Raw genomic sequence first — 15540 nt, forward strand, 5'->3', positions numbered from 1 at the left:
GTGTCCGCCGCCATCGCGCGGCCTCAGTTCAGGTCGTCGAGGAGCGCGAACAGCTCCTCGTCGGTCGCCGTGTCCAGGTCCCGGCCGTCGGCCTCGTCGCCGTCGCCCTCGCCCGCCGCCGCTCCGGCCAGCTCCAGCAGCTCCTTGAGCCGGCCGGTGATCTGCTCGAACGCCTCCCGGTCGGCCGCGGCGACCGACTGGATGGAGTCCTTCAGCCGGTCCAGGTCCGACAGGACCGGGGTCGCCGCCGACACCTCCTCGACCGTGATCTGCTGCCGCAGGTACGCGGCGAGCGCGGCCGGGTTCGGATAGTCGAAGACCAGCGTGGACGGCAGCCGCAGGCCGGTCGCCGCGTTGAGCTGGTTGCGCAGCTCGACGGCGGTGAGCGAGTCGAAGCCCAGCTCCTGGAAGGCGCGCCCGGCGTCGACGGCGCCGTGGTCGGAGTGCCCCAGCACCCCGGCGACCTGGGCGCGCACCAGGTCCGTCAGGACCTCCATGCGCTGCTCCTCCGGCAGTGCGCCGAGGCGCTCCGCCAGGGACGGGCCGCCCTCGCCGCCCGTGCCGGCCGCCGTGCCGGCCGCGGCGGCGGTACGGCGCGGGGCGCTCGGCGCCAGGGCCCGCAGGATCGCCGGGAGCCGGTCGGGCTGCCTGCGCAGCGCGGCCGTGTCGAGGCGGGTAACGGCCAGGACGGCCTCGCCCGTGGAGGGGGCGGCGTCGAACAGCTCCATCGCGTCGTCCGACGACAGCGGCAGCAGGCCCAGCCGGGCGAGCCGGCGCAGGTCGGTCTCGTCGAGGCCGCCGCTGATGGTGGAGGACTCGGCCCACAGGCCCCAGGCGAGGCTGGTGGCGGGCAGGCCGTGGGCGCGGCGGTGCTGGGCGAGCGCGTCGAGGAACGTGTTGCCCGCGGCGTAGTTGGCCTGCCCGGCGTTGCCGATGAGACCCGCGATCGAGGAGTACAGGACGAAGGCCGTCAGGTCCTGGTCCTTCGTCAGCTCGTGCAGGTTCCACGCCGCGTCGACCTTCGGCTGGAGGACCTTCGCCAGCCGCTCCGGCGTCAGGTCCGTGAGGACCGTGTCGTCGAGGACGCCGGCGGTGTGGACGACCGCGGTGAGCGGCCGGTCCGCCGGGATGGCGGCCAGCACTCCGGCCAGCGCCTCGCGGTCGGCGGCGTCGCACGCGGCCACCGTGACCTCGGCGCCGAGCCCGGTGAGCTCGTCCCGCAGGTCGGCGGCGCCGGGGGCTTCGATGCCGCGGCGGCTGAGCAGCAGCAGGTGCCGCGCCCCGTGCCGGGTGACCAGGTGCCGGGTCAGGACGCCGCCGAGGGCGCCGGTGGCACCGGTCACGAGGACCGTGCCGCCGTCCCAGCGCGGCGCGGCCTCCGCGTTTACGGCCGTCGTGCGGGCCAGTTGCGGCGTCAGGAGCGCGGTGCCGCGTACGGCGGCCTGCGGGACGTCGGGGGAGACGTGCCGCGGGTCGAGGGTGTCCGTGTCGCGGTCGACGAGGACGATACGGCCCGGGTTCTCGCTCTGTGCCACCCGGACCAGACCCCACACACCCGCCCGGACCAGGTCGGTGACGTCCTCGCCGGGTCCGGTCGCGACCGCGCCGCGCGTCGTCACGACGAGCCTGCCGTCCGCGAAGCGCTCGTCCGCCAGCCACGCCCGCAGCGTGGCGAGGGTGTCCCGCAGCGCCGCGTGGGCCTCCTCGGCGCTGCCCGTGCCCGTGCCCGTGCTCGTACCGGCAGGCGGCGCGTACACCAGGGTGTCGGCCCGCTCGACGGTGTCGAGGCCGGTGTGCCGGGACGCGCCCGGCACGGTGACGTCACCGAGGACGGCCCAGCCGGAGGCGTCCACCGGAGCCGTACCGGCCGGGCGGGCGAGCGGCGTCCAGACGACGCCGAACAGCCCGTCCCGGGTCGTCGCGGCCGCCTCGCGCAGGGCTTCCGCCGACAGCGGCCGCAGCAGCAGCGACTCCACGGTCGCCACCGGGGCGCCCGTGCCGTCCGCCACCGTCAGCGCCGCCTCCAGCGTGTCGGTGTCCTGGCCGGACACCGCCAGCCGCACCCGCAGCACCGAGGCGCCCACGGCGTGGACCGTGACCCCGGACCAGGCGAACGGCAGCCGTGCCTGGCCCTTCTCGTCGACGACGCCCGGCAGCAGGGTGTGCAGGGCCGCGTCGAGCAGCGCCGGGTGCAGCAGGAACCGCCCGGCGTCGCCGCGCACCGGCTCCGGCAGCGCGACCTCGGCGAAGACCTCCCCGTCGCCGCGCCACACCCGGCGCAGCCCGCGGAACGCCTCCCCGTACTGGTAACCCAGGGTCTCCAGGCGCTCGTAGACGCCGCTCAGGTCCGTCTCGACCGCGCCCGCCGGCGGCCACGCCGTCAGCGCGGTGCCCGTGGCCCCTCTTGCCGGGGCGAGCGTGCCGGAGGCGTGCGCCGTCCAGGGGCGCTCCCCGGACTCGTCGCCGTCGTCGGGCCGGGAGAACACCTCCACGGAGCGCCTGCCCGCCCCGTCGGCCTCGCCGACGACCACCTGTACCTGTACGGCCCCGTCCTCGGGCAGGACCAGCGGCGCCGACAGCATCAGCTCCTCGACCCGCTCGGCGCCCAGCCGCTCACCGGCCCGGGCGGCCAGCTCGACCAGGCCCGTGCCGGGCAGCAGCACCGTGCCGTGCACGGCGTGCTCGACCAGCCAGGGGTGGCTGCGCCGGGACAGCCGCCCGGTGAACAGGTGCTCGTCGCGGTGGGCCACGCCGACCGCCGCACCGATCAGCGGGTGCTCCGTCGCGGCGAGCCCGAGACCGGCCGCGTCGGCCGGGGCCTCGGTGCCCTCCAGCCAGTAGCGCTCGCGCTGGAAGGCGTACGTGGGCAGCGGCACCGTGCGGGCGCCCGGGAAGACCGTCGCCCAGTCGGGCGACGCGCCCCGCAGGCGCAGCCGCGCCAGCGCGCCCATGACGCTCTCCTGCTCGGAGCGGTCCCGGCGCAGCGCCGGCACCAGCAGCCCGGCCTCCTGCTCCAGGCAGGACTGGGCCAGCGCGGTGAGGACCCCGTCCGGGCCCAGCTCCACGAAGTCCGTGACGCCCTCGGCCTCCAGGCAGCGCACGCCGTCGAGGAAGCGCACCGCCTCCCGGATGTGCGTGGCCCAGTAGTCCGGCGAGGTCAGCTGCTCCGCGGTGGCGAGCGCGCCGGTCACGTTGGACACCACCGGGATGCGCGGCGGACGGAACGTCAGCCCCGACGCCACCTCGCGGAACTCGTCCAGGACCTCCTCCATGTGCGGCGAGTGGAAGGCGTGCGACACCGGCAGCCGCTTCGTACGGGCACCCTTGGCCCGCCACGCCGCCGTCAGCTCGTCGACCGCGTCCGCGTCACCCGATATCACCATCGAGTCGGGCCCGTTGACGCCCGCGATCGCCACGGCACCGCCGTACGGCGCGAGCGACGCGCGCATCTCCTCCTCCGTGGCCTGCACGGCCGCCATGGCGCCGCCCTCGCGGGCCGCCTGCATCAGCCGGCCGCGCTCGGCGACCAGGCAGCAGGCGTCCGGCAGGTCCAGGACGCCCGCCAGGTGGGCGGCCGTCACCTCGCCGATGGAGTGGCCCAGGAGGTAGTCGGGGGTGATGCCGTGGTGCTCGAACAGCCGGAACAGCGCCACCTCCACCGCGAACAGCGCGGCCTGCGTGAACGCGGTCTGGTCGATCAGCGCCGCGTCCGCCGTGTCGGGGCGGGCGAACAGCACGTCCTTCAGCGGGCGGGCCAGCTCCGGGTCGAGGTGCGCGCACACCTCGTCCAGGGCCCGTGCGAACACCGCGTCGCCCTCGTACAGTTCGCGGCCCATGCCGAGCCGCTGGCTGCCCTGCCCGGTGAACAGGAAGGCCCGCTTGCCGGGGCGCGCCGCGTGCCCGCGCACCACGCCCGCCGGCGTGCCCTCACCGTCGGCGAGGGCGGCCAGGCCGCGCAGCAGCTCCTCCCGGTCCCGGCCGACGACCGCCGCGCCCTGTTCCAGGACGGCACGCTCGGTGGCGAGGGACAGGCCGATGTCGGCCGCGGACACCTCGGGTGCCTCCACGGCGTACCGGTGCAGCTTCGCCGCCTGGGCCCGCAGGGCCGCCTCGTCCTTGGCGGACAGGATCCACGGCATCACCGCGGGCGCCGCCTCCTGCGGGGCGGTGCGCGGTGCGGTGGACGGCGCCGGCGGGGCCTGCTCGATGATCACGTGGGCGTTGGTGCCGCTGATGCCGAACGAGGACACGCCCGCGCGCCGCGGCCGTCCCGTCTCGGGCCAGGAGGTCTCCTCCGTCAGCAGGGCCAGCGCGCCGGAGTCCCAGTCCACATGCGGGGACGGCTCGTCCACGTGCAGCGTCCTCGGCAGGACGCCGTGCCGCATCGCCTCGATCATCTTGATGACGCCGCCGACGCCGGCCGCCGCCTGGCTGTGCCCGATGTTCGACTTCAGCGAACCCAGGTACAGGGGCCGCCCGTCGGGCCGGTCCTGGCCGTACGTGGCGAGCAGGGCCTGCGCCTCGATCGGGTCGCCGAGTCGCGTGCCGGTGCCGTGCGCCTCGACGGCGTCCACGTCGCCCGGCCGGAGCCCGGCGGTCGCCAGCGCCTGCTGGATGACCCGCTCCTGGGACGGCCCGTTGGGCGCGGTGAGCCCGTTGGACGCGCCGTCCTGGTTGACGGCCGTGCCGCGGACCACCGCGAGGACGCGGTGGCCGTTGCGGCGCGCGTCCGACAGCCGCTCGACCAGCAGCAGGCCGACGCCCTCGGACCAGCCGGTGCCGTCGGCGGCCGCCGCGAACGACTTGCACCGCCCGTCCGGCGACAGGCCCCGCTGCCGCGAGAACTCCACGAACGTGTTCGGGCCGTTCATCACGGTCACACCGCCGGCCAGGGCCAGGTCGCACTCGCCGGAGCGCAGCGCGTTCGCCGCCATGTGCAGGGCCACCAGCGACGACGAGCACGCCGTGTCGACGGTGACCGCCGGGCCCTCCAGGCCGTACGTGTACGACAGCCGGCCCGAGATCACGCTGGACAGGTTCCCGGCCAGCAGGAACCCCTCGAACTCCTCCGGCGCGGCCGGCAGGCGCGACGCGTAGTCGTCGTACATGGCGCCCGTGAACACCCCGGTGTTGCTGCCGCGCAGCACGGCCGGGTCGATGCCCGCGCTCTCGAACGTCTCCCACGCGGTCTCCAGCAGCAGCCGCTGCTGCGGGTCCGTCGCGGTCGCCTCACGCGGCGAGATGCCGAAGAACTCCCGGTCGAACAGGTCCGCGTCGTGCAGGAACCCGCCCTCGCGGACGTACGAGGTGCCCGTGCGCTCCGGGTCCGGGTCGTACAGGGCGTCCAGGTCCCAGCCGCGGTTCACCGGGAACCCGCTGACCGCGTCGGTGCCCTCGGCGACCAGCCGCCACAGCTCCTCCGGCGAGGACACCCCGCCCGGGTAGCGGCACGCCATGCCGACGATGGCGATCGGCTCGTCCGTCGCGCCCCGCGACCGCGCCTTCGCCGCGGCGGCCGGGGCCTTCGCGGCGGACACCCTCGTCAGCAGGTACGCGGCCAGCGCCGCCGGCGTCGGGTGGTCGAACACGGCCGTCGCAGGCAGCCGCAGCCCCGTGGTGGTCGCGAGCCGGTTGCGCAGGTCCACGCCGGCCATCGAGTCGAAGCCGATGTCGTTGAACGCCCGGTCCGGCTCGACGGCCGACGCGCCCGCGTGCCCCAGCACCCCGGCGACCGTGGCGCGCACCAGGTCGAGGACCGCCTCGCGGCGCTTCTCCTCGGGGAGCGCGGCGATCTGCCGGCCCCAGTCCGTACCGCCGCCCGCGGCCGTCTCGGCGGCGCGTGCCGCCGAGCGCCGCGTACGGGTCCGCACCAGGCCCCGGTACAGGGCCGGTACGGGCTCCGCACCGCCCGCGAACCGGCCCGGGTTCAGGGCCACCGGGGCCAGCAGCGGCTCGTCGCCCGCCAGCGCCGCGTCGAACAGGGCCAGGCCCTGCTCGGGCGTGAGCGGCCTCATCCCGGCCCGGCTCCAGCGGGCCAGGTCCGCGTCCGTGAGGGACGCGCCCATGCCGTGGCTGCCGTCCCACAGGCCCCAGGCCAGCGCGGTGGCCGGCAGGCCGGCGGCGCGCCGGTGCGCGGCCAGGGCGTCCAGGAAGGTGTTGGCGGCCGCGTAGTTGCCCTGCCCGGCGGTGCCGGTCAGCCCGGACACGGACGAGAACAGCACGAACGCCGCCAAGTCCTGATCCCGCGTCAGCTCGTGGAGGTGCCAGGCCGCGTCCACCTTCGGCCGCAGCACGGCCGCCACGCGCTCCGCCGTCAGCGACTCCACGGTCCCGTCCGCCAGCACCCCCGCCGTGTGCACCACGCCGGTCAGGGGGTGAGCCGGGTCGACCGCGGCGAGCAGCCGCTCGACCGCCGTACGGTCCGCGGCGTCCGCGGCGACGACCGTCACCTCCGCGCCCAGCGCGGACAGTTCGGCCACCAGCTCCGCGGCGCCCGGCGTGTCGGGGCCGCGCCGGCTGCTCAGCAGCAGGTGCCGCACCCCGTACGCGGTGACCAGGTGCCGGGCGAACAGCGCGCCCAGCCCACCGGTGCCGCCCGTGACGAGCACGGTGCCCTCGGGATTCAGCACGCGGCGCTCCGCCGCTCCGGAGCCGCGCCCGGCGCGGGCCAGGCGCGGCGCGTACAGGGCGTCGCCGCGCACCGCCAGCTGCGGCTCGCCCGCCGCGCCGGCGGCGAGCGCCGCGACCGGCACGGCCGCGTCCGGCGCGTCCAGGTCGATCAGCGAGACCCGGTCCGGGTGCTCCGACTGCACGGAGCGCAGCAGGCCCCACACCGGGGCCGCGCCCAGGTCCGTGACGTCCTCACCGGGCAGCGCCGCGACGGCGCCCCCGGTGACCACGGCGAGCCGCGCGTCGGCGAACCGGTCGTCGGCCAGCCAGCGTCGCACCAGCTGCAGGGTCCGTACGGTCGTCTCGTGCGCCGCCGCCGGGGTGCGGTCCGCACCGGTGGTGCCGTCCGTACCCGCGGTGCCGTCCGCACCGGTGGTGCCGGACACCCGTACCACCGCCACGTCCACGCCGACGGCCGCGTCCAGGTCGTCGCCGACGAGGCCCCACGACGGGTCGGCCTCGCCCTCGGGCGCCGCCACCGCAGCCCACTCCACCGTGAACAGCGCGTCGTCGACCGGGCCGGCCGCCGCGGACTCCAGGTCCGCGCGGGCGATCGGCCGCAGCACCAGCGACTCCACCTCGGCGACCGGGGCGCCGGTCGTGTCCGCCAGGCTCAGCCGGTAGGTGTCCGCGCCGAGCGGCGAGATCCGCAGCCGCACCTCGGCCGCACCCGTGGCCCGTACGTCGATCCCGGACCAGGCGAACGGCAGCCGGATCCGGTCCGTCTCGCCCTCCACGGCCGCGTCCAGCACCAGCGGGTGCAGCGCCGCGTCGAACAGCGCCGGGTGCACGGCGAACCGCGTGGCGGCCTCGGCGTGCTCCTCCGGCAGCCGGATCTCGGCGAACAGCTCGTCACCGGCCCGCCACATCGCCCGCAGCCCCTGGAACGCGGGGCCGTACCCGTACCCCAGCGCGGCGAGGCGCTCGTACACACCGGTCAGGTCCGCCGCGACCGCCCCCTCGGGCGGCCACGCCGTCCAGCGGTCGGGCTCGTCCGCCGTCTCCGCGGCCGGGGCCAGCGCACCGGCCGCGTGCCGCGTCCAGGCGCGGGCCGCGTCGTCGCCGACGCCCGCGCCCGCGTCACCCGTGTCGGGGCGGGCGTACACCGAGAACGGCCGGACACCCGAGGCGTCCGCCGCGCCGACCGCCACCTGGACGCGTACCGCCGCACGCTCCGTCAGCGGCAGGGGCGCCTCCAGCGTCAGCTCCTCCACGCGCGGCGCGCCGAGGTGGTCGCCGGCCGCCGCGGCCAGCTCCAGGAACGCGGTCGCCGGCACCAGCACGGTCCCGCCGACGGTGTGGTCCGCCAGCCACGGGTGGCCGCGCAGCGACAGCCGGCTGGTGAACACCGCGTCCTCGCGCTCCGCCAGGTCCAGCGTCGTCGACAGCAGCGGATGCCCGGCAGGGTCGAGCCCGAGGCTTCGCGCGTCCGCCGGCACCGACGGCGCCAGCCAGTAGTGCTGCCGCTGGAAGGGGTACGTCGGCAGGTCGGCCGACGCGGCCGGGGTGCCCGCGCCCGTGAAGAACGACGCCCCGTCCAGCGGCGCGCCCGCCGCGTACGCCCGCGCCAGGCCCTCGACGAGCGTGTCGCCCTCCGGCTGCCCGGCCCGCAGCAGCGGCACGGCCGTGACGTCGTCCAGGGCGCCGCGCGTGAGCGCGGTCAGCACCGCATCCGGGCCGGCCTCCACGAACACCGTGGCGCCCTGGGCGGCCAGTTCACGCACCGCGTCCAGGAACCGCACGGTGGCCCGGATCTGCCCGGCCCAGTAGTCCGGCGAGGTCAGTTCGGCGTCCGTGGCCCTCGCCCCGGTCACCATGGACACGATCGGGATGCGCGGCGCCTTGAAGTCCACCTGGGAGGCGACCTCGCGGAACGCGTCGAGGATGCCGTCCATGTGCGGCGAGTGGAACGCGTGCGACACCGTCAGGCGCTTCGTCCTGCGGCCGCGCTCCCGCCACTCGCCGGCGATCCGCTCGGCGGTCTCCGCGTCCCCGGAGATCACCACCGAGTCGGGCCCGTTGACGGCGGCGATCGCCACCGCGTCCTCGTGCCCGGCGAGCGAGGCGGCGACCTCCGCCTCCTGCCCCTGGACGGCGATCATGGCGCCGCCCGCGCGGGCCGCCTGCATCAGCCGGCCCCGGGCGGCGACCAGCTTCGCCGCGTCCTCCAGCGACAGCACGCCCGCCACGTGAGCGGCGGCCAGCTCGCCGATCGAGTGCCCGGCCAGCAGGTCCGGGGTCACCCCGTGGTGCTCCAGCAGCCGGAACAGCGCCACCTCGACGGCGAACAGCGCGGGCTGCGTGTACGTCGTCTCGTCGACGAGCGCTGCGTCCGGACCGTCCGGGTCCGCGAACACGACCTCGCGCAACGGCCGCTCCAGGTGCGGCGCGAACGCCGCGAACACCTCGTCCAGCGCCGCCGCGAACACCGGGTGACGTGCCGCCAGCTCCCGGCCCATACCGGTCCGCTGGGCGCCCTGACCGGTGAACAGGAACGCGGTACGGCCCGCGTGCGCCGCGCTGCCCGTCACCACGCCGGGCGCCTGCTCCCCCCGGGCGAGTGCGTCCAGACCGGCCAGGAACCCGGCACGGTCCGCGGCGACCACGGCCGCCCGCTGCTCGAACGCCGTACGCGTGGTGGCCAGCGCACGGCCCACGGCCGCGTCACCCGGTGCGCCGTCGCCCGCCGCGTACGCCCGCAGGCGCTCGGCCTGGGCGCGCAGCGCGGCGGAGTCCCGCGCGGACAGCAGCCACGGCGCGGGCAGCGCCGGCGCGGCGAGGCCCGCCGGCTCCCCGGCCGGGACGGCCGCCTCCTCCGGGGCCTCTTCCAGGACGACGTGGGCGTTGGTGCCGCTGATGCCGAACGACGACACTGCGGCCCGCCGCGGCCGGCCAGGCGCCTCCCACGGGCGCGCCTCGGTCAGCAGCTCCACCGCGCCGCGGTTCCAGTCGACGTGCGGCGAAGCCTCGTCGACGTGCAGCGTCCTCGGCAGGACGCCGTGGCGCATGGCCTCCACCATCTTGATGACGCCGCCGACACCGGCCGCCGCCTGGGCGTGGCCGATGTTGGACTTCAGGGAGCCCAGGAACAGCGGCGCGCGGTCCTCCCGGTCGCTGCCGTACGTCGCCATCAGCGCCTCGGCCTCGATCGGGTCGCCGAGCCGGGTGCCGGTGCCGTGCGCCTCGACGGCGTCCACGTCGGCCGTGCTCAGGCCCGCGTCGGCGAGCGCCTGGCGGATGACCCGCTGCTGCGACAGGCCGTTGGGGGCCGTCAGGCCGTTGGACGCGCCGTCCTGGTTGATCGCCGAGCCCCGGATGACGGCGAGGACGCGGTGGCCGTTGCGGCGCGCGTCCGACAGCCGCTCCACCAGCAGTAGGCCCACACCCTCGGACCAGCCGGTACCGTCGGCGGCCGCCGCGAACGACTTGCAGCGGCCGTCGGGGGCGAGGCCGCGCTGCCGCGAGAACTCCACGAACATGCCCGGCGAGGACATCACGGTCGCGCCGCCCGCCAGCGCCATGTTCGTCTCGCCCGAACGCAGCGAGCGGATCGCCAGGTGCAGCGCCACGAGCGACGACGAGCACGCCGTGTCGGCGGTGACGGCCGGGCCCAGCAGACCCAGCTGGTAGGCGATGCGGCCCGACATCACACTGGCGGTGCTGCCGGTGAGGACGCTGCCCCGGACGTTCTCCGGCGCCTCGTACATGCGCGGCCCGTACTCGAGGGCTGTGGCGCCCACGAAGACGCCCGTGCGTGAACCCCGCAGCGCCTCCGGGTCGATCCCGGACCGCTCGATCGCCTCCCACGCCGTCTCCAGCAGCAGCCGCTGCTGCGGGTCCATCGCCAGCGCCTCACGCGGCGAGATACCGAAGAAGCCCGCGTCGAAGCGGCCCGCGTCGTGCAGGAACCCGCCGTGGCGCACCGCGCTCTTACCGGGCCGGTCCGGGTCGGGGTCGTACAGGTCCTCGTCCCAGCCGCGGTCCGTGGGGAACTCCGAGATCGCGTCGACGCCCTCGGCGACCACCCGCCACAGGTCCTCGGGGGACGCCACGCCGCCGGGGTAGCGGCAGGCCATGCCGACGATGGCGATCGGCTCGTCCGCGTCGACGGGTCGTACGAACGTGTCGGCGTCGCCGGCCGCACCCAGCAGCTCCGCCTCCACGAACTCGATGAGCGCCTGCGGCGTCGGGTGGTCGAACAGCAGGCTCGTCGGCAGATCCAGACCGGTCGCGCGGGCGAGCGCCGCACGCAGCTCGGTCGTCATCATCGAGCTGAACCCGAGCTCCTGGAACGGCGTGCGCAGCTCCAGGCGCTCGTCGTCGCCGTACTCCAGGACGGCCGTGACGTGCCCGGTGACCAGCTCGGCCACGGCGCGCCGCCGCTCCTCGCCGGACAGCCCGGCCAGCCGCTCGCCGAGCGCCCCGCGCGGAGCGGCCGCGGCCGCCTCTGCCCGGACACCGCCGTCGCCGGAGACCGGCAGGACCGCCTCCTTGCGGGTGGCCGCGTCGAACCAGTGGCGCCTCCGCTGAAAGGCGTACGTGGGCAGGGTGACGCGCCGACCGCCCCACGGCCCGTACACCGCGGCCCAGTCGACGTCCGCGCCGCGCGTGAAGGCCGTCGCCACGGCCGTCAGGACGGTACGCGTCTCGGGCCGGCCGGCGCGCAGAGCCGGGGTGGCACCCGCGAGGGGGCTGAGGACGGCGTCGGGGCCTATTTCGAGGAGGGTGGTGGCGCCGAGGTCGCGGAGGGTGGTGACGGCGTCCGCGAACCGGACGGCCTGGCGGACCTGCTCGGACCAGTAGCACGGGGTGCGCAGGTCGTCGCCGGTGGCGAGGCGGCCGGTGAGGGTGGAGACGACGGGGATCGTCGGCTCGTGGTAGGTGAGCTCCTTGGCGACCTTGTGGAACTCCTTCAGCATGGCGTCCATGCGGGGCGAGTGGAAGGCGTGCGAGACGGTGAGCTGCTTCGTCTTGCGGCCCAGGCCACGGAAGTGCGCGGCGACCGCTTCCGCCGCGTCCTCGTCGCCCGAGACGACTACGGATTCGGGTCCGTTGATGGCGGCGATGGAGAGGTGGTCGGCCAAGTCGGTGAGGAGCGGCAGGACTTCGTCTTCGGTGGCCTGGAGGGCGATCATGGCCCCGCCGGTGGGCAGCTCCTGCATCAGCCGGGCGCGTGCGGCGACGAGTCGGGCGGCGTCGGCCAGGCTCAGGACGCCGGCGATGTGGGCGGCGGCCAGTTCACCGATGGAGTGCCCGGTGACGTAGTCGGGGGTGATGCCCCAGGACTCGAGAAGCCGGTAGAGGGCGACCTCGGTGGCGAACAAGGCGGGCTGGGTGTAGCCGGTCTGGTCCAGCTCGGAGCCGTCTGCGATGACGTCGCGCAGGGGCTTGTCCAGCAGCGGGTCCAGCTCCGCGCGCACCGTGTCGAAGGCGTCCGCGTACGCGGGGTGGGCGGCGTACAGCTCCAGGCCCATGCCGGTGCGCTGCGCGCCCTGACCGGTGAACAGGAACGCGGTGCCGGCCGGCCCCGCCGTCCCGTCACCGTCCGCGCGGACGACCGCGCCCGACGGGCGGTGCTCGGCGAGCGCCCGCAGTCCGGCCACCAGCTCGTCCCGGTCCGCGCCGACGACGACCGCGCGCTCGGCGAAGGCCGTACGGTCCGTGGCCAGCGACAGGCCCACGTCCAGCGGCCGCGGCGCGTCCTCCGCCGCGGCGAACGCGGCCAGGCGCCCGGCCTGGGCGCGCAGGGCGGCCTCCGACCGCGCCGAGACGACCCAGGCCAGGGAGTCGGGGGCGGCCTCCGGGCCGGCGGGCGGCTCCGTCACCGCCCCGGCAGGCGCCTCCGCCACCACGACGTGGGCGTTGGTGCCGCCCATGCCGAAGGAGCTGACGCCCGCCACCAGGGGCCGCTCCGGACGCGGCCAGGCGGTGTGCTCGCGCTGCACGGCCAGACCCAGCTCGTCCAGCGGGATGGCGGGGTTGGGCGTCTCGAAGTTGAGGCTCGCGGGCAGCTCGCGGTGCGTGATGCTCAGCAGGGTCTTGATGAGCCCCGCGATGCCGGCGGCGCCCTCCAGGTGGCCGATGTTCGTCTTGACGGAGCCCACCAGCAGCGGGTCCCCGGGCGCGCGGTCCGCACCGAGCGCGGCGCCGAGCGCGGCCGCCTCGATCGGGTCGCCGACCGGCGTGCCCGTACCGTGCAGCTCCACGTACTGGACGGTCTCGTCGGGGCCCAGCGCGGCCCGCTCGTGGGCCAGGCGCAGCACCTGCTCCTGGGCGTCGCGGCCCGGCACCGTCAGGCCCTCGGTGGCGCCGTCGTTGTTGACGGCGGTGCCGCGGATCACGCCGTGGATCCGGTCGCCGTCCGCGAGGGCCGCCGACAGCGGCTTCAGCACGACGACGCCGCCGCCCTCGCCGGGCACGAAGCCGTTCGCGCGGGCGTCGAAGGTGTACGACACGCCGTCGGGGGAGAGCGCGCCGAAACGTTCCTCCGTGAGGGCGTTCTCCGCCAGCAGGTTGAGGTTCACCCCGGCCGCGATCGCGGTCGTCGACTCCCCGGCGCGCAGGCTCTCGCACGCCAGGTGCACCGCGACGAGCGACGACGACTGCGCCGAGTCCACCGTCATGCTCGGCCCGTGCAGGCCCAGCTGGTACGAGACCCGGTTGGCGATGACGCCGCGGTTCACGCCCGTCATCGTGTGCTGCGTGACCGCCTCGGCGCCGTACTGGTACAGCAGGTTCGTGTAGTCGTCGCGCAGGGTGCCGACGAACACCGCGGTGGACGTGCCGCGCAGCGCCGCCGGCACGATCCCGGCGTCCTCCAGCGCCTCCCAGGTCAGCTCCAGCACCAGCCGCTGCTGCGGGTCCATCGCGGCGGCCTCGCGCGGTGAGATGCCGAAGAAGCCCGCGTCGAAGTGGTCGACGTCGGGCAGGAATCCGCCGCGCCGGGCACCCTCACGCGTGCCCGGGGCCGCGTCCTCGGGCACGTCCCAGCGGCCCGGCGGCACCTCCGTGACGGCGCTCGCGCCCTCGCGCAGAAGGTTCCAGAACTCGGCCGGCCCCGCCGCACCGGGGAACCGGCAGGACAGCCCCACGACAGCGATCGGCTCCCCGGGGCCCGCGTTCGCGGCCTTCCCCTTCGGTGCCCCGGCTGCTACAGGATTGTTCTCACTCGTCACCACGCTCGGCTGCCCTTTCATGGCTGTGTCGCTCCATGGACCACTCGGTGAACTCCCCGGCGGATGAATTCCGCGGGCGCCCGCGCCTCCTGCGGAAAGCGCCCGGAGTTCTTCGCGCGAGTTCTGTACGAAACCTTGAAAGCTGATGCTCAAAAGGCTAATGACGCAGGGTTTTCGAACAGTCACGCGGCGGTAACTCCCGCGTGGGGGAAGGCCGATGACCCGCGCGTTGCCGCACGGTGGGCGGCCGGTGGAACGCGACTGGATACCTTCTTACGCGGGCTCACGCGATATGAAGTCACGGCAGTTCTTCGGCGAGTTCGTCGTGGCCCCGCCCCGGGAATCCCCAGCGAATTCAAGGAGATCGAATCGCCATGATCAACGATCGGGAAGGCCGCGCGATAGTGCTCGGCGGCAGCATGGCGGGACTGTTCGCGGCACGTGCGCTGTCCGAGACCTTTGCCGAAGTGGTCATCGTGGACCGCGACGAGCTCACCGGCCCGGGCGACCTGCGCCGCGGCCTGCCGCAGGGCCACCACCTGCACGGCCTGCTGGCCCGCGGCCAGCAGATCACCGAGGAGTACTTCCCGGGGATCACCGACGAGATGAGGGCCGACGGCGCCCAGACCGGCGACGTCGCCGGCGACGTCCGCTGGATCATCAACGGCAAGCGCCTGGTGCAGGTCGAGTCCGGCCTCGTCGCCCTCACCTCCAGCCGCCCCTTCCTGGAGCGGCACGTCCGCGACCGGGTGCTGGCCCTCGACGGCGTCGGCGTCCTGGAGAACGCCACCATCCTGCGCCTGCGCACCGAGGCGGACGGCCGCGAGGTCACCGGGGTCGTCGTCACCCGCAACGGCGCCGAGGAGACCCTCGACGCCGACCTCGTCGTCGACGCCACCGGCCGCGGCTCGCGCACCTCCGTCTGGCTGGAGGAGCTGGGCTACGAGGCCGTGCCCGAGGAGAAGCACAAGATCGGCCTCGGCTACACCACCCGCTACTACCGCGTGCCCGACGAGGCGTTCGAGGGCAACATCTCCATCAACACCGTCGCCTCCGCCGGCATCCCGCGCGGCGCCATCTGCCAGAAGATCGACGGCGACCGGGCCATCGTCACCGCGTACGGCATCCTCGGCGACCACCCGCCCACCGATCCCGAGGGCTTCATCAGCTTCATCAAGTCCCTCGCCGCGCCCGACATCCACGAGGTGCTGCAGGTCTCCGAGCCGCTCGACGACCCGGTCGCCTACAAGTTCCCCACCAACCTGCGCCGCCACTACCAGCGCATGACGGACTTCCCGTCCGGCCTGCTCGTCATCGGCGACGCCGTGTGCAGCTTCAACCCCAGCTACGCGCAGGGCATGACCGTCGCCGCGATGGGCTCCCTCGTGCTGCGCAGGCACGTCGCCGAGAACCGCCGCCCGGACGCCCTCGCGTACTTCCGCGACCTGGCGACGGACGCGATCGACGGCTGCTGGGAAATGGCCGTCGGCGCCGACCTGAGCTTCCCCGAGGTCGAGGGCGAGCGGACCCCCGAGGTCCAGGCGGCCCACGCCTTCATCGCCCAGGTCCAGGACGGCGCCGCCCGCGACGCGGCCGTCGCCCGCGCGTACTCGCGCGTCATCGGCCTGGTCGACCCGCCGTCGGTCCTCCACGACCCCGAGATCGAGGCCGCCCTCGCCGGACCGCGGAACTGACG

Annotated in this window: 2 protein-coding genes; one reads left to right on the top strand and one right to left on the bottom strand. The window is 75.5% G+C overall.

Annotated elements, in window-relative coordinates; all coding sequences use genetic code 11:
• Window positions 1-23: 23 nt before the first annotated feature.
• Entirely contained in the window at window positions 24-13865 is a 13842-nt protein-coding gene (locus tag AB0A69_RS21925; RefSeq protein ID WP_361424363.1) for a type I polyketide synthase, read from the bottom strand.
• Between the two features lie 353 nt (window positions 13866-14218).
• Here AB0A69_RS21925 and AB0A69_RS21930 point away from each other — a divergent pair, with 353 nt between their 5' ends.
• Window positions 14219-15538, top strand: a complete 1320-nt coding sequence (locus tag AB0A69_RS21930) for an FAD-dependent oxidoreductase (protein WP_361424366.1) — start codon at window positions 14219-14221, stop codon at window positions 15536-15538.
• Window positions 15539-15540: the final 2 nt, after the last annotated feature.

Origin of the sequence: Streptomyces sp. NPDC045431 (assembly GCF_040646655.1) — a bacterium.
Taxonomy (GTDB): Bacteria; Actinomycetota; Actinomycetes; order Streptomycetales; family Streptomycetaceae; genus Streptomyces.

Coding starts and splice junctions, on each gene's coding strand:
- AB0A69_RS21925 (WP_361424363.1), bottom strand. CDS start 13,865: ATGAAAGGGCAGCCGAGCGTGGTGACGAGTGAGAACAATCCTGTAGCA.
- AB0A69_RS21930 (WP_361424366.1), top strand. CDS start 14,219: ATGATCAACGATCGGGAAGGCCGCGCGATAGTGCTCGGCGGCAGCATG.